General features: G+C 31.1%; 26 protein-coding genes. 13 read left to right on the top strand and 13 right to left on the bottom strand.

Going from position 1 to position 24,836, the window contains the following annotated elements:
• The first annotated feature begins 54 nt into the window (after positions 1-54).
• Positions 55-840 (top strand): energy transducer TonB, encoded by a 786-nt coding sequence (locus ACXGQT_RS10065; RefSeq protein ID WP_457828469.1) that lies wholly within the window; start codon positions 55-57, stop codon positions 838-840.
• Positions 841-898: 58 nt separating this feature from the next.
• Here the strand turns inward: ACXGQT_RS10065 and pyk are convergent, their stop codons facing one another.
• From pyk to ACXGQT_RS10090, 5 genes are all read right to left on the bottom strand, one after another.
• Entirely contained in the window at positions 899-2,362 is a 1,464-nt protein-coding gene (gene pyk / locus ACXGQT_RS10070; protein WP_457828470.1) for a pyruvate kinase, read from the bottom strand.
• A 2-nt stretch (positions 2,363-2,364) separates the two neighbouring features.
• Positions 2,365-2,850, bottom strand: coding sequence for an IPExxxVDY family protein (locus ACXGQT_RS10075; RefSeq protein ID WP_457828471.1), 486 nt, complete (start codon positions 2,848-2,850; stop codon positions 2,365-2,367).
• A gap of 92 nt (positions 2,851-2,942) precedes the next feature.
• The gene (gene rnc, locus ACXGQT_RS10080) at positions 2,943-3,683 is read right to left on the bottom strand and encodes a ribonuclease III (RefSeq protein WP_457828472.1); all 741 of its coding nucleotides are present in this window, start codon (positions 3,681-3,683) and stop codon (positions 2,943-2,945) included.
• A gap of 5 nt (positions 3,684-3,688) precedes the next feature.
• Positions 3,689-4,942 (bottom strand): beta-ketoacyl-ACP synthase II, encoded by a 1,254-nt coding sequence (gene fabF / locus ACXGQT_RS10085; RefSeq protein WP_457828473.1) that lies wholly within the window; start codon positions 4,940-4,942, stop codon positions 3,689-3,691.
• 18 nt (positions 4,943-4,960) lie between these two features.
• On the bottom strand, positions 4,961-5,194 hold the full coding sequence (locus ACXGQT_RS10090; protein WP_068828135.1) for an acyl carrier protein: 234 nt from the start codon (positions 5,192-5,194) through the stop codon (positions 4,961-4,963).
• Positions 5,195-5,374: 180 nt separating this feature from the next.
• On the opposite strand from ACXGQT_RS10090, the gene purN reads away from it, so the two are divergent.
• The 4 genes from purN (at position 5,375) to ACXGQT_RS10110 (ending at position 8,132) form a co-directional block, all read left to right on the top strand.
• Positions 5,375-5,938: a phosphoribosylglycinamide formyltransferase gene (gene purN / locus ACXGQT_RS10095; protein WP_457828474.1), complete on the top strand. Its 564-nt coding sequence runs from the start codon at positions 5,375-5,377 to the stop codon at positions 5,936-5,938.
• 6 nt (positions 5,939-5,944) lie between these two features.
• Entirely contained in the window at positions 5,945-6,583 is a 639-nt protein-coding gene (locus ACXGQT_RS10100; protein WP_457828475.1) for a ribonuclease H1 domain-containing protein, read from the top strand.
• Between the two features lie 63 nt (positions 6,584-6,646).
• Positions 6,647-7,621 (top strand): LuxE/PaaK family acyltransferase, encoded by a 975-nt coding sequence (locus ACXGQT_RS10105; protein WP_457828476.1) that lies wholly within the window; start codon positions 6,647-6,649, stop codon positions 7,619-7,621.
• 70 nt (positions 7,622-7,691) lie between these two features.
• Positions 7,692-8,132 carry a YHS domain-containing (seleno)protein gene (locus ACXGQT_RS10110; protein WP_457828477.1) on the top strand — a complete coding sequence of 147 codons (441 nt, stop codon included), beginning with the start codon at positions 7,692-7,694 and terminating at the stop codon, positions 8,130-8,132.
• Positions 8,133-8,203: 71 nt separating this feature from the next.
• Here the strand turns inward: ACXGQT_RS10110 and ACXGQT_RS10115 are convergent, their stop codons facing one another.
• Positions 8,204-9,193, bottom strand: a complete 990-nt coding sequence (locus ACXGQT_RS10115) for a M28 family metallopeptidase (RefSeq protein ID WP_457828478.1) — start codon at positions 9,191-9,193, stop codon at positions 8,204-8,206.
• 136 nt (positions 9,194-9,329) lie between these two features.
• Positions 9,330-10,628: a tyrosine--tRNA ligase gene (gene tyrS, locus ACXGQT_RS10120; RefSeq protein ID WP_457828479.1), complete on the bottom strand. Its 1,299-nt coding sequence runs from the start codon at positions 10,626-10,628 to the stop codon at positions 9,330-9,332.
• A gap of 309 nt (positions 10,629-10,937) precedes the next feature.
• Here tyrS and uvrC point away from each other — a divergent pair, with 309 nt between their 5' ends.
• Positions 10,938-12,731: an excinuclease ABC subunit UvrC gene (uvrC, locus tag ACXGQT_RS10125; protein WP_457828480.1), complete on the top strand. Its 1,794-nt coding sequence runs from the start codon at positions 10,938-10,940 to the stop codon at positions 12,729-12,731.
• 14 nt (positions 12,732-12,745) lie between these two features.
• Positions 12,746-14,968: a patatin-like phospholipase family protein gene (locus tag ACXGQT_RS10130; protein ID WP_457828481.1), complete on the top strand. Its 2,223-nt coding sequence runs from the start codon at positions 12,746-12,748 to the stop codon at positions 14,966-14,968.
• 52 nt (positions 14,969-15,020) lie between these two features.
• Here the strand turns inward: ACXGQT_RS10130 and ACXGQT_RS10135 are convergent, their stop codons facing one another.
• Complete coding sequence (locus ACXGQT_RS10135; protein WP_457828482.1) at positions 15,021-16,550, bottom strand: Rne/Rng family ribonuclease; 1,530 nt, start codon at positions 16,548-16,550, stop codon at positions 15,021-15,023.
• Between the two features lie 294 nt (positions 16,551-16,844).
• A complete protein-coding gene (locus ACXGQT_RS10140; protein WP_010136136.1) occupies positions 16,845-17,135 on the bottom strand; it encodes an HU family DNA-binding protein in 291 nt (96 codons plus the stop codon).
• Between the two features lie 132 nt (positions 17,136-17,267).
• Between ACXGQT_RS10140 and mutY the strand changes: the two genes are divergently transcribed.
• Genes mutY through gldD form a run of 4 tightly spaced genes read left to right on the top strand, consistent with a single transcriptional unit; the run spans position 17,268 to position 20,639 of the window.
• On the top strand, positions 17,268-18,308 hold the full coding sequence (mutY, locus tag ACXGQT_RS10145) for an A/G-specific adenine glycosylase (protein WP_457828483.1): 1,041 nt from the start codon (positions 17,268-17,270) through the stop codon (positions 18,306-18,308).
• Between the two features lie 32 nt (positions 18,309-18,340).
• The gene (locus tag ACXGQT_RS10150) at positions 18,341-18,748 is read left to right on the top strand and encodes a single-stranded DNA-binding protein (protein WP_457828484.1); all 408 of its coding nucleotides are present in this window, start codon (positions 18,341-18,343) and stop codon (positions 18,746-18,748) included.
• Between the two features lie 12 nt (positions 18,749-18,760).
• Entirely contained in the window at positions 18,761-20,071 is a 1,311-nt protein-coding gene (gene gldE / locus ACXGQT_RS10155) for a gliding motility-associated protein GldE (protein ID WP_457828485.1), read from the top strand.
• 13 nt (positions 20,072-20,084) lie between these two features.
• Complete coding sequence (gldD, locus tag ACXGQT_RS10160; RefSeq protein WP_457828486.1) at positions 20,085-20,639, top strand: gliding motility lipoprotein GldD; 555 nt, start codon at positions 20,085-20,087, stop codon at positions 20,637-20,639.
• Here gldD and ACXGQT_RS10165 read toward each other — a convergent pair.
• The 3 genes from ACXGQT_RS10165 to ACXGQT_RS10175 all read right to left on the bottom strand — a co-directional run bounded on the left by ACXGQT_RS10165 (position 20,636) and on the right by ACXGQT_RS10175 (position 23,033).
• Positions 20,636-21,667 (bottom strand): COX15/CtaA family protein, encoded by a 1,032-nt coding sequence (locus tag ACXGQT_RS10165; RefSeq protein ID WP_457828487.1) that lies wholly within the window; start codon positions 21,665-21,667, stop codon positions 20,636-20,638. The two genes, gldD and ACXGQT_RS10165, sit on opposite strands and share 4 nt — an antisense overlap.
• A 75-nt stretch (positions 21,668-21,742) precedes the next feature.
• Positions 21,743-22,354, bottom strand: a complete 612-nt coding sequence (locus tag ACXGQT_RS10170; RefSeq protein WP_457828488.1) for a heavy-metal-associated domain-containing protein — start codon at positions 22,352-22,354, stop codon at positions 21,743-21,745.
• A 55-nt stretch (positions 22,355-22,409) separates the two neighbouring features.
• Entirely contained in the window at positions 22,410-23,033 is a 624-nt protein-coding gene (locus tag ACXGQT_RS10175) for a hypothetical protein (RefSeq protein WP_457828489.1), read from the bottom strand.
• A 193-nt stretch (positions 23,034-23,226) separates the two neighbouring features.
• Between ACXGQT_RS10175 and rplU the strand changes: the two genes are divergently transcribed.
• Positions 23,227-23,538, top strand: coding sequence for a 50S ribosomal protein L21 (gene rplU / locus ACXGQT_RS10180; protein WP_073118151.1), 312 nt, complete (start codon positions 23,227-23,229; stop codon positions 23,536-23,538).
• A 57-nt stretch (positions 23,539-23,595) separates the two neighbouring features.
• Complete coding sequence (gene rpmA, locus ACXGQT_RS10185; RefSeq protein WP_073118150.1) at positions 23,596-23,856, top strand: 50S ribosomal protein L27; 261 nt, start codon at positions 23,596-23,598, stop codon at positions 23,854-23,856.
• A gap of 71 nt (positions 23,857-23,927) precedes the next feature.
• Here rpmA and ACXGQT_RS10190 read toward each other — a convergent pair whose 3' ends face one another.
• Positions 23,928-24,734, bottom strand: a complete 807-nt coding sequence (locus ACXGQT_RS10190) for a S1/P1 nuclease (protein WP_457828490.1) — start codon at positions 24,732-24,734, stop codon at positions 23,928-23,930.
• Between the last annotated feature and the right edge of the window lie 102 nt (positions 24,735-24,836).

The raw sequence follows: 24,836 nt of genomic DNA on the forward strand, positions 1-24,836 counted from the left end.
TTTTTTTGGCATTTATATTGATGTGTAAAATTTAGAACTTAAACTTTATCCGTCATGAAAATCAAAAAAAATCCCAAGCAAAACCTTGAAAACTACAGCAATGTTTTTACTCTTTTAGGATTGGTACTCTCTCTTTTTATCACCCTAATTTTTATTGAGCAAAAAACCTATGCTTCTGAAAAACCTCATGTAACTTACAATCCTTCCACCCTTAAAATAGATGAAGTCACCAGTATGGTAAATGTTATTAAGGAAAAGAAAAAACAACCCAAAACTGAAAAACCTAAAGATATTATAGAGCCCAAAGAAACTCAAACAAAACCTGTAGATCTTATAGACCCTACGAAATTTAAAAAAACTGATAACAATACTGATATCATTGAAAAACCAATAATTTCTACCGATGTACCCGTAGATATTCCAAGTGATTTAGAGGGGGTTGAATTTATTGATATTCCCGAAGATGCGGGAGTAGAAACCATCCCTTTTATGAGTGTAGACAACATTCCTGTTTTTCCAGGTTGCGAAAAATACATAAACAACAATGAAAAATCTAAAAAATGCTTTAATAAAAATATGGCTAAATTTTTTGGAAAAAACTTTGACCTTGGAATTGCAGAAGAATTAAACTTATACGGAATGCAAAAAATTAACTGTCAGTTCATCATCAATTCAAAAGGTGAAATAAGCCCTGATATTCAAACTACAAAAACACATCCAGAACTTGCAAAAGAAATAAAAGATGTGATTAAAAAACTACCCAAAATGATTCCTGCAAAGCAAAATGGGAAACCTGTTAACTTAATTTATATGTTACCTGTTAGGTTTCATGCTGAATAACAAAAAAGCCCTGTTCATAAATTGAACAGGGCTTTTTAAATTTTATATGCTATAAAGCTTACTTTAACTTGCTTAAATCAACTTTAGAAATACGTAAAGTATTTACATCACCTTTTTCCATGATTGGAGTAGAGTTAATATTTATTACAATATCACCTTCAGCTAAATAACCACTTTCTAAAGCAATATTGTTAACATCTCTAATTACATCTGTAGAAAAGTGTGTTTTAGGCTCGTAATATCTACCTTTTACCCCCCACATAATATTCATCATTCCCAATGTTCTTCTATCAGAACAGAATGCTAAAATTTGTGATTTTGGTCTTAAAGCTGAAATTTGTTGAGCTGTATAACCTGTATCAGTAATGGTTGAAATTACTTTAGCATTCACATCCTCAGCAACCAATGCCGCTTGATGACAAATAGCATTAGAAATAGCTTTATCTGCATCTGGATCTAATTTTGGAGATTCTCTAGGAACTTCAATTAAACTAGAATTTTCTACATCTAAAATAATTTGTCTCATTACCTGAATTACTTCATTTGGAAATGCTCCTACAGAAGTTTCTCCAGACAACATTACAGCATCAGCACCATCCATAATAGAGTTAGCAACGTCATTTACCTCAGCACGAGTTGGTACAGAGTTCTCAATCATTGTCTCCATCATTTGTGTAGCGATTACTACAGGAATCTTAGCTTCTTTACACTTTCTTACCAACATTTTTTGAGCTAATGGCACCTCAGACATAGGAATTTCCACACCCAAATCTCCACGAGCTACCATAATTGCATCGGTATTAGCAATAATAGCATCAATATTTTTTAATGCTTCTGGTTTCTCAATTTTTGATATTACTCTAGTTCTGTAAACAGAAGTATCAGAGTTTTCTTTAATTAATTTATGAATATCATCTAAATCTGCAGGATTACGTACAAAAGACAAAGCCATCCAATCTACTTCTAAACCAAGAGCAAATTTTGCATCTTTAATATCCTTTTCAGTCAATGCTGGTAAAGAAACGTTTGTATTTGGTAAATTAACTCCTTTTTTTGATTTTAATGGACCACCTCTTAAAACCTTAGTTGTTACTAAATCTTCGTTATTAGTATCTGTAACTTCAAATAATAATTTTCCATCATCTACTAAAATCTTTTCACCAACTTTAACATCTTTAGGAAATTGCTTATAAGTCATAAATGCTTTTTCCTGTGTTCCTTCACACTTTTCAGTAGTAAATTTAAACACATCTCCAGGAGCTAATTCAACTCCTTCAGCCATGACACCAACACGTAACTTAGGTCCTTGTAAATCTGCTAAAATAGCAACGTTAAAATCTAACTCTTCGTTTAATTCTCTAATTAATCTAACATTAGTTCTTACATCATCCTCATCGGCATGAGAAAAATTAATTCTGAAAACGTTTACTCCAGAGATCATTAGTTCCTTTAACTTAGCTTTGTTACCTGTTAAAGCAGGTCCTAACGTAGCAACAATCTTGGTTTTTTTAGTTTGTGACATATTTAAAAAATTAAGTATTCTTTATGGTTTAATTTATCAGTATCTACTACATAAGCAGTAACAATACCTTCTATTTTATTTATTTGTTGTATTAGATTTTTTAGTTTTGATGCTACAAAATCACCTTGAACTTTTACTATAAAATCTGCCTCTTTTACCTCAGGCTGTAAATAAACATAAGAACTCGTAAAAGAATCTTCTGTTTGAAACAATCCTAAAGACTCTTTATTAAAACTTTTAACTTTATATTTATTTTTAACTAAATACCAGTCGATTAAGTTTTTTGAGTCTTCAAATTCAAATGATGAAAAAAAAGCTTTTTTACCTTCTATAACATAATCTAAATCTGGTACAGTTCTTTTCAACTTAAATCCTAAATCATTATTTAGAAGATAAGCTACTTTATAATCTTGTAATGCTGTATGCACAGCAATTATTTGATAATCTTGCTCATCTAAATCACAAAATGTTAAATAATTAGCCGCCATACAAAACTACGTATTTATACGTAAAAACTCACAAACGAAGTTAGTAATAGTTATTAATATAAAATTACAATTCTTAGAATAAAACGCAAACGTTATAGTAACATTTCTATCTCCGATTGAAACACATAATAAGCTCTTTTAGCAGCCATTTCTTCTGCCCTTTTTTTAGAAGTAGCTCTTCCTTTTGAAATCACTTTTTTATCTACAAACAACCTAACACTAAAATGTTTTACATTCTGATTACCTGTATCTTCATATACTTCAAATTTTAAGCTTCTTTTGTTTTTTTGCGACCACTCAATTAGCAAGCCTTTATAACTAGTAATTTTACCTTCTAGTTTCTCTATATCAACATATATAGAGAGTACTTTTTTATTGATAAACTTTGAGCAATAATTAAACCCTCTATCCAAATAAATAGCTCCAACCAAAGCCTCAAATAAATTACCGTGTATATTTGTTCCTATTTTAGCTTTAGAGGTTTTAGTGATTAAATATTTTAACAAATCTAAATCCTTACCTAACTCATTTAAATGTTCTCTACTTACAATTTTAGAACGCATTTGCGTTAAATACCCTTCATTAGCATCTGGTACTTCATTAAACAAATAAGAAGCAACAATAGATCCTAACATAGCATCTCCTAAATATTCTAACCTTTCAAAATTTAAAGGATTTCCCTTCTCATCTTTTAATTGTAAAGAGGTATGAGTAAAGGCTTGCTTATATACAGATAAGTTTTTAGGAGTAAACCCTATAATTTTTTTTATTTGAGCATAAAAAATCTCGTCCGAAGCCGGACGAGATTTTTTTATATTTTTAAAGAATTTCAAAATTCCTAAGCTTCTAATTTTTTAAACAACACGCAAGCATTGTGTCCACCAAATCCAAAAGTATTACTCATAGCCACTTTAATATCTCTCTTTTGAGCTTTATTAAGCGTTAAGTTCAACTTAGAATCTATGTTTTCATCTAAAACAGAATGGTTAATAGTAGGTGGTACCATTCCGTGCTCCATTGCTAATACCGAAGCAATAGCCTCAATAGCTCCAGCAGCTCCTAACAAGTGACCTGTCATAGATTTAGTAGAATTAATATTCACGTTATAAGCATGCTCTCCAAATACTTTTTGAATAGCCTTTAACTCTGCAACATCACCTAATGGGGTTGATGTTCCGTGCATATTTACAGCATCTACATCTTCAGGATTTAAACCTGCATTTTGTAAACAATTCTGCATTACTTTTGTTGCTCCTAATCCTTCAGGATGTGGTGCTGTTAAGTGATAAGCATCGGCAGATAAACCTCCTCCTGCAACTTCACAATAAATTTTTGCACCTCTAGCTACAGCGTGCTCATATTCTTCTAAAATAAGAGCTCCTCCACCTTCACCCATTACAAAACCATCACGGTCTTTATCAAACGGACGAGATGCAGTAGCAGGATCATCATTTCTTTGAGACAAAGCATGTAAAGCGTTAAAACCTCCCATAGCCGCTCCTGTAACAGAAGCCTCAGAACCACCTGTAACAATTACATCAGCATGACCTAAACGAATGTAGTTTAAGGCATCTATAATTGCATTTGCAGAAGATGCACATGCAGATACTGTTGTAAAGTTAGGTCCTCTAAAACCATACTTCATAGAAATGTGACCTGGAGCAATATCAGCAATCATTTTTGGAATAAAGAATGGATTGTACTTTGGAGTACCATCACCATTAGCAAAATTTACAACTTCTTGTTCAAAAGTGTCAATTCCACCAATTCCACATCCCCAGATTACCCCAACTCTATCAGGATCTACATTTTCAACATCTAACTTTGAATTTGTAATTGCTTCATCGGCAACTACCATGGCAAACTGTGTAAATTTGTCCATTTTACGAGCCTCTTTTCTGTGAATAAAGTCATTCACATCAAAATTTTTAACCTCGCATGCAAAACGAGTTTTGAACTTGGCAGCATCAAAGTGTGTTATAGGAGCAGCTCCGCTTTTCCCATTCACTAAACCATCCCAATACTCTTCTATATTGTTTCCGATTGGTGTCAATGCACCAAGTCCAGTAACTACAACTCGTTTCAATTTCATAAATAGATAATTTTCTAATTACTTTGCTGCCTCAATAAAGCTTACAGCCTGACCTACTGTTCCAATGTTTTCAGCTTGATCGTCTGGAATTTGAATATCAAATTCTTTTTCGAATTCCATGATTAATTCAACAGTATCTAAAGAATCTGCTCCTAAATCGTTTGTGAAGCTTGCCTCAGCAGTTACTTCGTTTTCGTCAACTCCTAACTTATCAACGATAATTGCTTTTACTCTTGATGCAATGTCTGACATAATATTATTATTTAATTAAGTTTAAAACCGGGACAAAAATAAAAAACTTTTGTTTCTGCGAACAATGTTTGTAGAAAATATATTCACTAAGATATAAAAAATTATCACATCTTTGTACTAAGTTTTTGTGCACTTAACACACATCAAGAAAATTAAAAACCGCTCTAAAGTCAATAAAATATGATTAAAATAGCCATTCTAGCATCCGGATCTGGATCAAATGCAGAGAACATTGTTAACTACTTTTCGTCCAATAAAAATGTTAAAATCACCTACATTTTAAGCAATAAAAAGGATGCTTTTGTACTAGAAAGAGCAAAAAAACTAGGAATTAAGAGCAAAGTTTTCTCTAATAAAGAGATGAAAGAGCAAGTTGAGCTATTAAACTTGTTAAAAGTTGAAGCTGATTTTATTATTCTAGCAGGGTTTTTATTAAAAGTTCCCGAAAATATTATTGAGGCTTTTCCTAATAAAATTATCAACATACATCCTGCCCTACTGCCTAATTATGGAGGAAAAGGAATGTATGGAATGCACGTACACAGGGCTGTAAAAGAAAACAATGAACCCGAAACAGGAATTACCATTCATTTTGTAAACGAAAATTATGATGAAGGAGCTATTATCTTTCAGGCTAAAACGGTCTTAACTGCTGAGGACACGCCAGAAAGCATTGCCGATAAAATTCATTTACTAGAACAAGAACATTTTCCTAGAGTTATTGATGAAGTAATAAACGCTTAAACTAAAATGGCTAAAGACATAAAATATTATGTAGTATGGAACGGAAAAACCAAAGGTGTTTTTAACAGTTGGAACGACTGTAAAAAACAAATTGATGGTTACCAAGGAGCACAATACAAATCTTTTACCTCTAAAGAAGAAGCCAAAATTGCTTTTACCAAAACCTATGAAGAATACAAAGGGAAAGACACCAAAAAACCTATAATTGATAAAAATGCCTTGGCTAAAGTTGGAAAACCTAACTTAACATCTATTAGTGTAGATGCTGCCTGTAGTGGAAATCCAGGTTTAATGGAATACCGAGGAGTAAACACCAAAACCAAACAACAACTTTTTATTCAAGGTCCTTTTAAAGATGGAACCAATAATATTGGTGAATTTTTAGCTTTGGTACACGGATTGGCTTATTTGCAAAAAATAAATCAACCCACCTTACCGATTTATTCAGATTCTAGAACTGCTATTGCTTGGATAAAAGCAAAACAGTGTAGAACCAAAATAATGCCTAATAAAGAAAATAAAATAATGTTTGACTTGATTAAACGTGGTGAAAAATGGTTACAAGAAAATACTTTTAAAAACCCCATATTAAAATGGGAAACCAAAGTGTGGGGAGAAATTCCAGCGGATTTTGGAAGAAAGTAATTAATCCTACTATTTACTTTTATCTAAAAGACCTTTGCTTATTTTTGTAATATATATAAAAGCATGCAACAGTTTGATTTTTTATCAGTCACCCCACAAAACTTTGAAGAACAAGCACTAGCCGTTTTTCAACATCAAGCAGAGCACTGTAAGGTTTATAGAGATTTTTTAGGTTACTTAAATATAGTACCAAAAAAAATTACCTCAACACAAAAAATTCCATTTCTTCCTATTCAGTTTTTTAAAAGTCATCAAATTCTTAGCAATAAGAATCCCATACAAGAAACTTTTTTAAGTAGTGGAACTACAGGAATGAGTCAGAGCAAACATTTGGTAACAGATGTTTCTTTGTACGAAAAAAGTTATTTAAAAGCTTTTGAGCAATTTTATGGAGATATTAAGCAATATACTGTTTTAGCTTTGCTTCCTTCTTATTTAGAACGCAACGGGTCTTCACTCATCTATATGATAGAAGATTTAATCAATAAATCACAAAACCCAAATAGCGGATTTTATCTACACAATCATCAAGAGTTATATGATAAATTACAGGAGCAAGAAAAACATCAAAAAAAGACTTTATTGATTGGCGTTTCTTTTGCCTTATTAGATTTTATTGAAAAATTTCCTTGCAACCTAAAACACACCATTGTGATGGAAACGGGTGGTATGAAAGGAAAACGTAAAGAAATGATTCGTGAAGAGCTACACCATGAACTAAAAAAAGGCTTTGGAGTTGATAACATTCACTCAGAATACGGAATGACAGAATTGTTGAGTCAGGCTTATTTTAATGATTCTCAAAAATTTAATTGTCCTCCCTGGATGAAAATCCTCATTAGAGACACCGAAGATGCATTATCTTTATTACCTATTGAAAAAAGTGGCGGAATTAACGTTATAGATTTAGCCAACATTAACTCATGTTCTTTTATTGCCACGCAAGATTTAGGAAAAGTGTATCATGATGGTTCTTTTGATGTTTTAGGAAGATTTGATAACTCTGATATTAGAGGGTGTAATCTTCTTATTCAATAACTTATCTATATAAATTTGTAATCCCCTCTTTTTTACATCGACTACATAGCCATATAAACAATATATAGTTATGAAACAGATAGTCATTTTATTTACTTTATTATTTACCACCATTTTTTATGGTCAAAAAAAGGATTACAATCTTAAAAAGGGATATATAGCCGAAGGATATGATGTGGTTTCTTATTTTGAAAACAAAGCCGAAGAAGGAAAAAAAGAATTTACCATCACTTATGATGGAGCTAAATATAAGTTTATAAGTAAAGAACATTTAGAAACTTTTAAAAAAAATCCTAAAAAATACATTCCACAATATGGAGGATGGTGTGCCTATGCCATTGGAGCCAACAACACCAAATACGACATCAATCCAAAAACTTTTGAAATTAGAGATAAAAAACTTTACCTGTTTTACAATTCTTGGGGTACAAATACGTTATCTAAATGGAAGGAAGAAGGTGCAGAACAATTAAAAGAAAAAGCAGACCAAAATTGGTCACAATATAAATAGTTTTAAGTATAGTTTAGTTTTAGTTCAAAGACCCTCTCATTTCTTTATTAGGTTTGAGAGGTTTTTTATGTTTAATCTTGGTTGATAAAATACATTTCTTCTGTAGAAGTCGCTTTTGCCAAAATGGTTTTATAAATATACTCTGCAACCATTTTTTCTCCTTTTAAATTTATAAACTCTAAAGTATCTTCTGGGGTATGATATTGATTGTGACCACCTGTATGCATTCCCATTACGGAAACTCCTTTTTTATAAAAAGACACATGATCTGATCCTCCAACAGAACCCGCATGAACCACAGGATTCAAACCTAGGGAATGACCTAGTGTTTTCATAAATTCTACACCTCCCGGAAAAGTTCCCGCTCCTCCCATATACACTTGTTTTTCTGTGTTCAATCTCCCAACCATATCCATATTAATCATCAACTTTATAGTATTTAAAGACACCAACGGATTTTCTACAAAATATTTACTACCCAACAAGCCTTGCTCTTCGGCTCCAAAAGCAATAAAAACAACACTGCGTTTTAACTGTTTTTTATTTGCAGCTAACTTTTCTGCAATTTCTAACAAAGCAGATGTTCCACTTGCATTGTCATCTGCTCCATGATAGACCACATTTCTTTTATCAGATTTTGCTGTAGGCCCTCCTAAACCTAAATGATCATAATGAGCTCCCAATACAATATATTCATTTTTTAAACCAGGATCATTTCCTTCTAAAAACCCAATGACATTACAAGTTTTTACAGCTGGTTTTTCTTTTAGCCCCTCATCTACTCTTAAAGCGGCTTTAAACTCTTGCTTATAATTTTTATCAAAAGCAACGAGTCCTATTTTTTTAAATTCCTTTATAATGTATTTTACCACTCTCTTGTTTTCTTTTCCTCCAGGAATTCTACCTGCATTTTTATCAGAAGTTAAAAACTGAATGTGATTTTTAATTTCCTGAGTAGTGATTTCTTGTTGAGCGTAAACTTGAACACTAAAAATGGCCATCAATATTAACAAAGCATTTTTCATAATAGTATAACTTAAATAATTAAAGTATCTACTCAAATTTAACAAACAACACTTGTGACACATGTTTTATTCGACCAAGGAAGTATTTACATACCTAAAAGTCAAATTTATAATACAAAAAAAGACCTTTCACAAAATTGTGAAAGGTCTTTTTTATCATCTTTATTATTATTTATACAAAGTTTACCAAATAGTAATTCTTTTTACCTCTTTGTAACAATACATATTTATTAGCTATTAAATCTAAAGCAGTAATTTTGTAATCTTCCTTTACTTTTTCTTTATTTACAGAAATTGCATTTTCTTTTAAAGCACGTCTAGCATCAGAATTAGAACCTAAAAAGTTTGTTTTGGCAGCCAAAGCTCCAATCATATCCAAACCTTCCGCTAACTCATCTTTGCTTAATTCTGCTTGTGGAACTCCTTCAAATACATCTAAAAAGGTTTGTTCGTCTAAAGATTTTAAATCTTCAGATGTAGATTTTCCAAACAAAATAGACGATGCTTTTACAGCATTATCTAAATCTTCTTGAGAATGTACCATTACAGTAACTTCTTCTGCCAATCTTTTTTGTAACAAACGTAAATGCGGAGCCTCGTTGTGCTCAGCAATTAATGCTTCTACTTCTTCTTTAGTTAAGAAAGTAAACTTTTTAATAAAGTTTTCAGAATCTTCATCAGAAGAATTTAACCAATATTGGTAAAATTTATAAGCCGATGTTCTGTTTTTGTCTAACCAAATATTTCCTCCTTCAGATTTTCCAAACTTGGTTCCATCAGCTTTGGTAATTAACGGACAAGTCATAGCATATGCCTTTCCTTGTGCCTTACGCCTTACCAATTCTGTACCCGTGGTAATATTCCCCCATTGGTCAGAACCTCCCATTTGTAATTTACAATTTTTGTTTTGGTACAAATGCAAGAAATCATACCCTTGGAATAACTGATAGGTAAACTCTGTAAAACTCATTCCATCAGCACCACCTTCTCCTGTAAAACGTTTTTTTACAGAATCTTTGGCCATCATATAATTTACCGTTAAGTGCTTTCCAATATCACGAACAAAATCTAATAAGGTAAAATCTTTCATCCAGTTGTAATTGTTTACCAATTCCGCTGCATTTTCACCCTCCGAATTAAAATCTAAAAAACGTTCTAACTGACTTTTAATTCCAGCTACGTTTTTTGCTAAAGATTCCTCATCTAACATATTACGCTCTGCCGATTTCCCTGATGGATCACCAATCATACCTGTAGCTCCTCCAATTAAAGCAATCGGTTTATGCCCTGCTTTTTGGAAATGCATTAACACAATAATCGGAATTAAACTCCCTATATGTAAAGAATCTGCAGTAGGATCAAAACCAATATATCCTGCAGTTACCTCTTCTGCTAATTGTTCTTCAGTTCCAGGCATAATGTCGTGCATCATCCCTCTCCACTTTAATTCCTCTACAAAGTTGTAAGCCATTTTAAAAAAATTTTGAGCAAAGATACTTTTTCAAATCACAATTAGCAATGTACAATTCATTAATATTTTGGGCATTCCCTTATCGGGTCGGGCTGTCGCTACTCCCTTTCTGTTTTTTTTAGAATACGAGTAGTTAAGAAGCTTCTAAAAATAGCTAACTACTCTATTCCTAACTCCTGAATTCTAAATTCTGTATTCTGAAAAAAACAAAAGAGCTCAAACAAAGAGTCTATCATGAGGAGTTCGAAAGACTCCACCCCCTAACGCAAAAACCTCAACTATCAAATATTTATTCCTTAAATTTGATGCGTGAATCAAGACATCAAACTTAAAATAACCGTTTTACCTTCAACCCCTGGAGTTTATCAATATTTTGATAAAGACGGAACTATTATTTATGTAGGTAAAGCCATTAATTTAAAAAAGCGAGTAAGTAGCTACTTTACCAAAACACATGACGATGCTAAAACACGAATTTTAGTTTCTAAAATTGTAGATATTAAACACATTGTGGTTGCTACAGAAACCGATGCTTTACTGTTAGAAAACAACTTAATAAAAAAGTACAAACCCAAATACAACGTACTTTTAAAAGACGATAAAAGTTACCCTTGGATTTGTATAAAAAAAGAACGCTTTCCTAGAATTTTTGTCACTAGAAAAATGATTCGTGATGGATCGGAATATTTTGGTCCTTACACCAGTGTAAAAACTGCCTATGCCTTGTTAGATTTAATTAAAGAACTCTATCAAATTCGTAGTTGTGTTTTTGATTTAAGTTATGAAAACATCAACACAGGTAAGTTTAAAGTTTGTTTAGACTATCATATCAAAAAATGCAAAGGCCCTTGCGAAGGTTTGCAAACAGAAAGTGCTTACAACAATCAGATTACTGCCATCAGAAACATTATTAAAGGAAACTTTAAAGATTCTTTAAAAGCTTTTGAAAGCATGATGCATGAATTTGCTAGCAAAATGGAATTTGAGGAAGCCCAAAAAATTAAAGAAAAAATGGATTTGTTGGCTAACTACCAAGCAAAATCTACCATTATAAGTCCAACTATTAACAATGTAGATGTTTTTTCTATTTTATCTGATGAAACGGCTGGATATGTTAATTTCTTTAAAATTTCTAACGGATCTATCATTCAATCTCACACCATAGAGATTAAGAAAAAATTAGACGAAACAGATAAAGAATTACTAGAACTAGCCATTATAGAACTTAGAGAAAGATTCAATTCTATAAGCCCAGAAATCTTAGTTCCTTTTAAGGTAAATGTTGGAGAAAACATAAAAGTAACCGTTCCTAAACAAGGAGATAAATTACGTGTGGTAGAGCTTTCTTTACGCAACGCAAAATATTACAGGCAAGAACAATTTAAACAAGTACAAATTGTAGATCCGGAGAGGCATACCAAAAGAATTATGGCTCAAATGAAAACCGATTTACATTTAAGTGCAGAACCAAGACATATAGAATGTTTTGACAACTCCAACATCCAAGGAACCAATCCTGTTGCTGCTTGCGTGGTTTTTAAAGACGGAAAACCAAGCAAAAAAGACTACAGACATTTTAACATAAAAACCGTAGAAGGTCCCGATGATTTTGCTTCTATGGAAGAAGCTGTTTACAGACGTTATAAGAGACTTGTAGACGAAGACCAGCCATTGCCTCAATTAATTTTAATTGATGGTGGTAAAGGACAATTATCATCAGCCTTAAAAAGTTTAGATATCTTAGGCTTGCGAAATAAAATCGCCATCATAGGAATTGCAAAAAGGTTGGAAGAATTATTTTTTCCAGACGACCCTATTCCTTTGTATTTAGATAAAAAATCGGAAACACTTAAAATTTTACAACAACTAAGAAATGAAGCACACCGTTTTGGAATTACTCATCACCGAAACAGACGTAGCAATACTGCTTTAAATTCTGAGTTAGAAACTATTCCTGGAATTGGCAAACAAAGTGTAGAAAGTTTGCTACAGTACTTTAAATCTGTAAAAAGAATAAAATCTGCAACAATTGAACAATTAAGTGTTGTTTTAGGCAATTCTAGAGCTAAAAAATTACATAATTTCTATCATAAAAAAGAGTAACTTTATGGAGCATTATGAAAACCAAAACACTCCTTTTTTTCGCATTATTCTGCCAGCTCATTTATAGCCAAGAATTTAAAATTGACTCTGTTTTTACACGACCTAAGGTTGGCTTGGTATTGAGTGGTGGTGGTGCCAAAGGCTTTGCACATATTGGTGTTTTAAAAGCCATTGAAAAGGCAAACTTAAAAATAGATTATATTGGAGGAACCAGTATGGGAGCTGCTGTGGGAGCTTTATATGCTACAGGATACACTGCAAATCAAATAGATTCTATTATCACTTCTATTGATTTTATGACCATGTTATCTGACAAAATTGACAGAAAATACGCTTCTTTTTTTGATAAAAAACATACCGAAAAATATCTCCTATCACTCCCTATTAAAAACGGAAAAATAGGATTACCTTTGGCTTTATCTAAAGGACAAAGTACCTACAACAAATTAAGTGAGCTATACTTTCCTGTTAAAGACATTCAAGATTTTTCTAAATACCCTATTCCTTTTTTCTGTATGGCTACCAATATAGAAAACGGAAAAGGAATTGAAATAAATTACGGTTCTTTACCCGAAGCTATTAGGTCTAGTGCTTCACTACCCACATTACTTTCTCCTTATAAAATGGATTCCTTGGCAACTGTTATTGATGGTGGAATTGCAAATAACTTCCCTATTGATATTATGAAGAAAAAAGGAGTTGATATTATTATTGGTGTTGATGTACAGGGAGTTTTGCAAAAACCAGAAAACATTGATTCTGCTTTAAAAGTAATTGATCAAATTATAAACTATCAATTATATGGTGAAGAACACAACAAAACAGATGATGTTGATATTTATATACACCCAGATGTTTTTAAATATGGAATGGTTGATTTTGACAAGACAAGACAAATTATTAACGAAGGTGAAAAATCAGCAAACGAGTTTTTAAATACTTTTAAAAAATTAGCCCAACAGCAAGACTTTGTATCTAAAAAAAAGATTTTATTAAAAACCAACCAAAAAAAATACACAATTAATGAAATCAATTTTAATGGAGCTAATAATTATACAAGAAGATATTTAAGAGGTAAACTAGACATTAAACCAAACGATAAAATATCTAATGTTGAATTAAGCAATAGAATTAGTTATTTAACTCAAACCAAAAACTTTAACAGTGTACGTTATGCGTTTAAAGAACAAGATAGCATTGTAAACTTAGACTTTAACATTGAAGAAAACCCTCAATCTTTATATTTAAAGTTAGGTGCTCACTACGATACTACTTACAAACTTGCTGGACTAGTTAACCTTACAGAAAAACACCTTTTTTTACGAAATGATATTCTTTCTGTAGATTTGGCTTTTGGTGATAATATTAGAGCTGAATTAAATTATTTTATAGACAACGGACATTTCTTAAGTTATGGTTTTAATTCAAAATTTAACCAACTAGAAACCTCGGTACACCTAAACGGAGATAATAATAGCAACATTAATTTAGAGTTTAGCAACGTATACAATTATTTATATTCCCAAATTAATTTTAAAAATAGATTTACCATATCTCTAGGTTTAGAACATCAATACTTACGTTTTTATACACGTAGTATTATACCAAACCCTAATGCCGATAGAACCTATTTTGACCGATCTAATTATTTTAATTTTTTAGGAAAAATAGAATTAGACACCTATGACAAAAAAAGTTTTCCTAACAATGGATACTTAATCAAATCGAGCTTTAGAACTTATTTATCTTCTAGTGATTACAACAATAACTTTGCTCCCATATCTCAGGCTAGAGTTTTATTAGAAGGAATTAAAACAATATCTAACACTGTTTCTTTGTTTCTTCAAGCAGATGGAGGAATGTCTATTACTAACGATACTCAAGAAAATTTAAGTTATGCTATTGGAGGTTATGGAAATAATTTCATCAACAATTTTGTATCTTTTCAGGGGTATACTTTTTCAGAACTTATCGGAAATTCTTACATCAAAACAGCCGCTTCACTACGTTATCGTTTTTACAAAAAAAATTATGTTGACTTTTATGCAAATTATGCCATTGTAACAGATGATGTATTTGATTTTATTGAGCATCAGCCATTTTTTAAAAATGCCAAAACAGGTTATTCTGTTGGATATAGTGCTGATAGTTTTTTAGGCCCTATAGATTTAAGATATGCTTGGTCTCCCGAAAACAGAAACAATGCCATTTACGTAAGTGTTGGATTTTGGTTTTAAAACATAAAAAAACCCCATCAAAAATAATTTGATAGGGTTTTATGATATGATTTTACTTTTTAAAAGAAAACTTATATTGCAAATACATATAAGCATCTCTTGGAATAATACGAATCCATTTTTTGTGTTCTGCAAACCAAGTCCTTTGTTGAGACTTTAGTTTTCTTCTTAAATATGCAGCTACAAAAGGATGTACATGTAAAAAGATTTTTTCGTTACGTTTATTAGTCGATAAGATTTTTCTTAGTTCTACATCAATCTTACTAACCAGCACTATAGGTGCCTCTACTTCTCCGTTTTTATTCGGATTAGGTTCTCGTGTTTTAATATTCGTTTCAGGACGAACTCTTTGACGAGTAATTTGCACTAAACCAAACTTACTTGGAGGTAAAATTTTGTGTTTGGTTCTGTCTGATGCCATTTCATTTTTTAGATGTTCATATAATTGCTGTCTGTTTTCATTGCTATTCATATCAATAAAATCGACCACAATAATTCCACCCATATCTCTTAATCTTAGCTGACGTGCAATTTCTGTTGCTGCAATTAAGTTGACTTCAAGCGCTGTGTCTTGTTGAGAATTGGCCTTGTTAGATCTGTTTCCGCTATTTACATCAATAACGTGCAAGGCTTCGGTATGCTCAATAACCAAATACGCACCTTTACTCATAGATACGGTTTCTCCAAAGGCAGCTTTAATCTGTCTTTCAATTCCGTATTTTTCAAATATTGGAGTATTACCGTTATAGTCATTCACTATACCGACTTTTTTAGGATCTATTTCTTGAATGTAATCTCGTATTTCTGTTGCTAACTGTTCGTCATCAACAACAATGCTTGTAAAAGAATCATTCAAAACATCTCTAAGTATAGAAGATGCTCTGTTTAACTCACTTAAAACCTTGGTTGGAGTGTTTGTATTTGGAATACGTTTACACATTTCCACCCACCTTTCTAGTGAATTTTGTAAATCTTTGTCTAATTCTGCAACTTTTTTTCCTTGTGCTACTGTGCGCAGAATTAGTCCAAACCCTTTGGGCTTGATACTTTTTGCCAACTTTTTTAGTCTCTCTTTCTCCTTTGGATCTTCAATCTTTTGAGAAACAGAAACTCTGTTAGAAAATGGCACTAAAACTAAATACCTACCAGCAATGGACAACTCAGAACTAATTCGTGGTCCTTTAGTAGATATAGGTTCTTTTACAATTTGAACAAGAATATTTTGCTTTGGTTTTAAAACCTTGTCAATAGTACCTCCTTTGTCAATATCTTTTTCAAATTGAAATTTGCTTAACGTAAAATCTTTGTAATTACCTGTACTTATTTTCTTTAAAAAACTATTTAGAGAATTTACTTGAGCTCCTAAATCATGATAATGTAAAAAACCATCTTTAGCATAACCAACATCAACAAAAGAGGCATTTAAACCTTTTAAAACTTTTCCTGCTTTGGCTAAAAATATATCACCTACCGATATTTTATTATCGTTAGACTCGTTATTTAACTCAATTAATCTACCATCTCTAAGTAATGCAAAATCTATATCAGAAGAATTGGAACGAATAATTAATTCTAATTTCATCCTGATTTTGTATTAAGTGCTACCTGTGCAACACGATTAAAAATAAGTGAATTGATAATTAAGACTAGTGTCTTAATGTCAATGAACGTGTAATGGTTTTTACGAAACCATAAAAAACAAGAAAAAGTAAGTTTTAAAAACTTACTTTTTCTTATGTCTGTTAGCTCTTGATCTTTTTTTACGTTTGTGCGTAGAGATCTTTGCTCTCTTTCTTTTTTTACCGCTTGGCATAATGTTATAATTTAAATGTCTCCTTTATTGGAGATTGTTAATATTCTATTGTTAGCAAAAGTACTATTTTACTTCTACTTTAGCTTTTACTCCTTCTGTAAATGTCTTAGCAGGTTTAAATGCTGGGATATTATGAGCTGGAATTTTAATTGTGGTGTTTTTAGAAATGTTTCTTCCTGTTTTTTCAGCTCTAGTTTTGATTACAAAACTTCCGAAACCTCTTAAGTAAACATTGTCTCCGTTTTCTAAAGCATTTTTTACTTCATCCATAAACGCTTCAACAGTTGCTAAAACATCAGCTTTTTCAATTCCTGATTTATCTGCAATTGTCGTAACTAAATCTGCTTTCGTCATTTCTTATTAAATTTATTGTTTCTAGAAAAAAATTGAGGATGCAAATATATGATAATTAATTAATTCTAAAAAGATTAACCATCTATTTTTAATAGAAGTTTTATGTAAGTTTGCAATCCCAACTACAAAGATATGGAATTTTATAAGATACTAGAAATGTGGTATTTAAATAATAAAAGGGATTTGCCTTGGCGAAAATCATCCAATCCTTATTTTGTTTGGCTATCAGAAATTATACTACAACAAACCAGAATTCAGCAAGGATTGGACTATTACAAGGTCTTTACAGAGCATTATCCTACGGTTCAAGACTTAGCAAATGCTAGTGAAGATGAGGTTTTAAAAGACTGGCAAGGTTTGGGATATTATTCAAGGGCAAGAAATTTACATTTTTCGGCAAAATATATTTGCCAAGAACTTAACGGAGTTTTCCCAAACACTTATAAAGAATTATTAAAACTTAAAGGTGTTGGTGATTATACAGCCTCTGCCATAGCTTCTATTTGTTTTAATGAAAAAACAGCCGTGGTTGATGGAAATGTTTATAGGGTTTTAGCCCGATATTTTAACATCAGCCTCCCAATTAACTCACCTAAAGGAATTAAATATTTTAAAGAACTTGCTCAAGAGTTAATTAAAAATGCCAATCCAAAAGATTACAACCAAGCCATTATGGATTTTGGCTCTATGGTTTGCAAACCTCAAAACCCTATTTGTAATGAATGTGTATTGGCTAATGGCTGTATTGCTAAAGCCAAAAAACTCATTAACACCCTACCCGTAAAAGAAAAAAAACTAAAGGTTAAAGACAAGTTTTTTAATTTTATTGTGTTTGATAATAATGATGTAACCCTTCTAGAAAAAAGAACAGGCAATGGTATATGGAAAAACTTATATCAATTTCCATTAATAGAAACCAACCAACCTATAAATCATAAAGATTTAATTAAACATAGTTTTTTTAAAGAAAATCAAATCAAAAACCCTAACCTAATCCTATACAACTCAGAACCTTGGATACATAAACTAACGCATCAACATTTGCACACACATTTTTGGATATTAAACACCAATCCTCCAAACAAATCTGAAGAAACTCCATGGGAAAATGTAGAAAATTTTGCGGTTCCTAAACTGATACACAAATTTTTAGAAGAGTACCAAAGCAAATAAATTTTCATTATTTTTGATTGAAATTTTTAACTATGGCAGGTTCGTTAAATAAAGTAATGCTTATTGGTCACTTAGGCGATAATGTAAAAACACACTATTTTGATGGTGGTAATTGTATTGCTCGTTTTCCTTTAGCAACTAACGAAACCTACACAAACAAAACAACCGGTGAAAAAACCACCACAACCGAATGGCACAACATTGTAGTTAAAAATAAATTAGCTGAAATTTGTGATAAATTTTTAAACAAAGGTGACAAGGTTTATTGCGAAGGAAAAATTAAAACTCGCGAATGGGAGTTAGAGGGTGTAAAAAAATACACTACAGAAATTCATGTTTTTGATATGAATTTTTTAACTTCAAAAAACGATAACAAACAAGAAAATTCCTCTTCAGAAAAACCTGATTCAGGAAATATTATAGACGATTTACCATTTTAAAACACATAAAAATTGCCTGAGCCCATACACAGTACCGGAATACCTATAGAAACCATTATAAATTGTTTTATTACAATAGGTTTATTAATCTGCTCCGCATTAATTTCTGGCTCCGAAGTTGCCTTTTTTTCTTTAACCAAATCAGAATTAGATCAATTAGAAAGCTTAGATAACGGAAACGCAAAAAAATTAACCAAACTAATTTCCAAGCCAAAAAGACTACTGGCAAACGTTTTAGTTGCCAACAATGCCATTAACATTTTAATTGTATTATTATTTGCTAGTTTAGGAGAAGTTTTTTTTGGCAACTTAACTTTAAAAATTGATCTTTTATTATTCAAAGTAAATATTCGTTTTTTCATAGAGGTTATCCTCATCACCTTTATCATTTTAATTTTTGGAGAGGTACTGCCTAAAATATATGCCACCAGAAATGCCAAAGAATTCGCTCTTTTAATGAGTCCTGTTTTATTGTTTTTAGACAAAGTATTTATACTTATTACAGGTCCATTAACCAGCTTATCTAACCTTATTGAAAAAAGATTAAGAAGCAGTAAAAGCAATTTTTCTGTTGATGATTTATCCCAAGCACTAGAGCTTACCTCAGAAGAGGAAACCACTGCTGAACAAAAAAACATATTAGAAGGGATTGTAAACTTTGGAAATACAGAAACCGTGCAAATTATGAATCCAAGAATGGATATTTGTGCCATTTCTAAAAAAGCAAGCTTTGCCGAAGTTTTAGAAATTATTACTGACAAAGGCTTTTCTAGAAACCCCGTTTATGACAATAACATAGATGAAATTGTTGGAATTCTTTACACCAAAGATTTATTATCACATTTACATAAAAAAACATACAACTGGGTTCCTTTAGTAAGAGAACCTTTCTTTGTTCCTGAAAACAAAAAACTAGATGATTTATTAATTGATTTTCAGGAGCGTAAAAACCATTTAGCTATTGTTGTAGATGAATATGGTGGAACTAGCGGATTGGTTACTCTAGAAGACGTTATTGAAGAAATTGTAGGAGATATTAGTGATGAGTTTGATGAAGTTGATTTATCATATTCTAAAATTGATGAAAACAATTATGTTTTTGACGGAAAAATAAATCTAAAAGATTTTTGTAAAGTTTTAGAACTTGATGAAATTTCCTTTGAAAAAGACAAAGGAGAATCTGAAACATTAGCTGGATTGCTACTTGAACTTTCTGGACGTTTTCCAAGGAAATTTGAAAAAATAAATTATCAAAACCTTACTTTCACTGTAGAAGCTATTGACCGAAAACGAATTAAACAAATAAAAGTAGCCATTGCCTAAAGCACTTTTTTAAATGAAATTATTGCCTGTATTTTTAAGCTTTTCATTTTTTATTACAAGTTGTAACAACAACGTTGTGCCTAAACCTAATGGATATTTAAAACTTAACTACCCAAAGGCTACTTATCAAAAAAGCAACAGCCAATTACCTTATTCTTTTAAGTATTCTACCCAAGCCATTTTTAATCTTCAACATAATTTATGGTCCGATTTACATTACCCTAAACTAAAAGCAGATATTAATATGACCTACCAAAAGGTAGACAACAACATAAAAGACCTTATTTCTGATGCTGAAAAACTAACATACAAACATGCTTTAAAAGCAGATAATATTGAAATGCATCCTTATGAAAACACTCATAAAAAAGTATACGCTAAGCTTTTTGAAGTTTCTGGAAATGCAGCCTCTAGCATTCAATTTCAGGTAACAGATTCTACCAAACACTTTTTAAGCGGGGCTTTATATTTTAACACAAGTCCTAATTACGATTCCATTCTACCTGCTATAAATTATATTAAAAAAGATATTGAAATGTTAATAGAAACTTTAGAGTGGAAAAACTAAGAAGAAAATCTTTTTAATCTACTAGAAGTAAAAAGCATATACAGTAACACTCCAAACAAAATTGCCCCAGTTAATAAATGTACTGCTTGTGTTCCAAAAGGAAAATTAACATAATACATTAAAATTCCTGAAAAAGCTTCAAAAAACAACAAGAACACAACATATTTAACCCCCTTAAATCCTAAATTATATTTCTGATTTATCCAATATAACAATGCGTTTACCAAAACAATTGCAATGGTAAAAGATCTATGAAAATAGAATTTAAAACTAGGGTTTAACAATCGGAATTCTTTCTGTTCAAAACCAAATAACTTTACTTGCTCATCAACATACTGTCTTACTTGTGTTCCTAAAAGAACCTGACCAATCATCATTAATAATGATATTAATAATAACCTATGAAAGGTTTTACTATATTTATTACTAAATGAAGGTATTACCTCCAATAAAAATTTAGCCCTTAACAAAAGCCCTATTATTAGCAACCCTCCAATCATATGAAAAGTAATAATATAAGGTGTTAAAAAACTATCTACCACAATTTTCCCTAACCAAGCTTCAAACAGCATTCCTAAAAAAGCTATATAAACCAAGGGTGCTACTCCTCTTCTCTTTAAAGGAGCAAATGTAACTTTCCATAATAATATTAGAAATACAAAACCAGAAAGCACAGATGCCAATCTATTTATATATTCTGTATATGTATGATAAACATTAAATTTAGCGTACTCATGTTTGGTATAAGCCGTCCAATTGTTTGGATTAAATTCTGATAAAGTTTTTAAATTGCTATTAGCAACAAAAAGGGCATCGTTATAAATAATAATATAACCCTTTTTAAAAGAAGTCTCTGGTTTCCATGTAATCTGTTTTTCGGAAGTAGGAGGAATATAATGTCCAAAACATTTAGGCCAATCCGGACACCCCATACCAGACCCAGTCATCCTAACAACTGAACCTGCTAAAAAAATTAAATAAACAGATACAATAGCAATATTTAACGTTTTGGATAAACTCAACTTCATTTATTTGGCATTACAACTTTTATGACTTTCTTTAACCCCAAAAATCATTCCTTATCGTAGCAATCAAGAAAAAATTTATTTACTCTCTGTTAAAGAACAGCAGGGTTTTTCGCAATTAGGCTTACAAGTATCTTTCTTAGCAGAACTCTTTACACATGTGTCACCCGGTTTATGCTCAAATTTTTCTACACATTCCTTTGAACATTCTTTATTCTTATCTAGAGTACAACACCCTTCTTGATGATGAGAAGTACATTTTTCACAAACTTCTCCAACTTTGTGACCACATTTTTCTGCACAATCCTGAGTACAAGTTTTGATTTCCTTAGTAGTACAACAAGTTTTTACATTAGTAGCTTTGTATGTTTTCCCATCTAATAAACTATTGATTGTAGTTACAATAACAGCCTTAGAAGTTTTATTAATATCATAAGTAAAGGTTCCTTTATTTACCTCAAAATCTACTTTAGACTCAGCAACTCCTTCTAATTTAGACACCTTAGATTCAATAATTTTAGCACAACCTATTTCACAAGTCATCCCTTCAATATTCAAAGAAATTGTTTCTAGTTTTACTGGCAAGTTTGTTTGCGTTTGAGAAGTATTACTTGTAGAAGAAGGTTTACAAGACCATAATGTGATAATTGCCAAAAAAGCAATACACATATATTTTATTAGAATTTTCATTTATTAGAATTTCTTTAATAGATAAACCAAAGGTACAAAAGTTTACAAACCTTAGCTATTCAAAATCAGAGATACTTACTTCTTTGTTTAAAGAAATTGATCTTACATTGTAAACTATTTCTTTATCCTTTATAATACTCCTAAAAATTACAGGAAACTTTATTCCTTTAACCTCTTTGTAATCTATATAATAAATCTCTTGTAAAATTCTTTGTCCCGCTATGAGCTTAATATTACTTGCTTTTAACTTTAAACCAGAAAGCACGTCATAATATATTCTTTTGTCTCCTAAACCTAATACATTACAAATTCTACCCATCACCTCTTTTTTACCCAAAAAAACAGCTTTTGTTAAATACAGAAATTCAGGAAAAATAGAAATCTGATCCTGTTTACTTTGAATTTCTGCTTTAGTATAATTTTTTTTTGTTTTTCCTAAAACCTCATATCCTATTTCTCCATTATAAATCTTTTTAGACAAAAACTTATTGTTTTTATGTATAACTATAGATCTTAAATTGGGTTTTTGTTGCTTATTATATATAATTAACTGATCTCCATTAATTTCAGTTTCGGAAACAGAATAAAAAGTATTTACCTGATTTATCAATTCAACTCCTCCTATGGCATTAAAATAAGTATCCACAACCTCCTTTACACTTGATTGTGCAGATAGCATTATAGGAAAACAACAGCTTAAAAATAATATTTTAAAAATACTTTTCAACAAATACAATGGTTTATAGCTATGTGTAAATATATAAAAACCAGCATAATAAAGATTAAAAAAATATTTTTTTACCTGTGTTTTGTTGAAAAATAAAATGTATATTTGCATCCATTATTTTAACAAGCATTTTAAATATTTAAGTATGTACGCAATTGTAGAGATAGCAGGGCAGCAATTTAAAGTAGCGCAAGATCAAAAAGTATACGTTCACCGTTTACAAAACGAAGAAGGAGATTCAGTTTCTTTTGACAACGTTTTATTAGTAGACAACAATGGTGATGTTACTATTGGCGCCCCAGCTATAGAAGGAGCTTCAGTAAAAGCTAAAGTTTTAGGTCACTTAAAAGGTGATAAAGTAATCGTCTTCAAAAAGAAAAGAAGAAAAGGTTACAAAAAGAAAAACGGACACCGTCAGTATTTAACTGAAATCCAAATTGAAGCTATTAACGCTTAATTTGAGTGTCTCAATTTAATTATTAAAGAAAAAATAACCTTATAAAAACACAATATTATGGCTCATAAGAAAGGTGTCGGAAGTTCGAAGAACGGTAGAGAATCAGAATCGAAACGATTAGGTGTAAAGATTTTTGGTGGACAAGCTGCATTGGCTGGTAACATCTTAGTACGTCAAAGAGGTACTACTCACAACCCAGGTGAAAATGTTTACATGGGTAAAGATCATACTTTACATGCAAAAGTTGACGGAATTGTAGAATTCCAAAAGAAAAGAAACAACAAATCTTATGTTTCTATTATTCCTGTTGAGGCATAATAAAAACAAGATTAACTTATAAAAAACCCGAATACAATTTAAATTGTATTCGGGTTTTTTATGTTTTGTAGCTAAATGTTTTCTAAAAAAGAATCAACCCACTTAGAGTTTTCTTTAAAAATTTCATTAAGTATTATTGCTAACCTAATTCCTCCTTTTTCTAATTGTTTTCTAACAACAGGAAAATTATGGTACATATATTCATACCCTAAATAATCACTGTCTTTTACTTCTTTATAAACTTTTAAAGCTAAAATTCTAGATTCATGTGCCCAACTCACTAATGAACCTTGACCCACTTTATCAATTTCGGCTTTAGAAATAATATCAATATTACTAGCCAACTCTGTATAACTCATTTGGTAATTGTCTATCATATCGGAATCCCATACTCTATGTAGATTAGATTTTGCACCAAACCATTTTACCTTGATTTCATTACCTCCTTTGTCATCTTTATTTCCTGCATGTAAAGGCATATGTAAATCTCCTATAAAATGGACTAACATTTTAAGGTAAAAAGCTTTATCTTCTTTGCTAACTTTATCTGTTCTAATTTTTAAAATACAAGTTTTTATTCCTTGAACAATATCTCCTTCTGGATTGATAGGCTCCTCTTTATATTTTTTATCACCATTAAAATTTACATAATGCCAAGGCACAAAAGCATCGTATTTATCGTCACTTCTAATTTCATCAGCGTAAATAGATACAAAAGCCAAAGACCGACCATTTAACAAGTCTTTTACTTTTTTTGTTGTTTGATTTGTTAAATGCTTACTTGCAATTTCACCAACTGTTCTGTGCCCTGTTTTTCCCCAATCATTATTAGCAAAGGAATGCAGAGAAATAAAAATAATTAAAATGTATTTGTTCATTTTTATAATATTAAAAGTTAAGGAACAATAATACCAATCAAATATGTTGTACAACCTTATTAAACATTAACATATAGCTTTTTAAAGACTTTAAAAGTTAAC

The organism is Wenyingzhuangia sp. IMCC45467 (genome assembly GCF_054111205.1).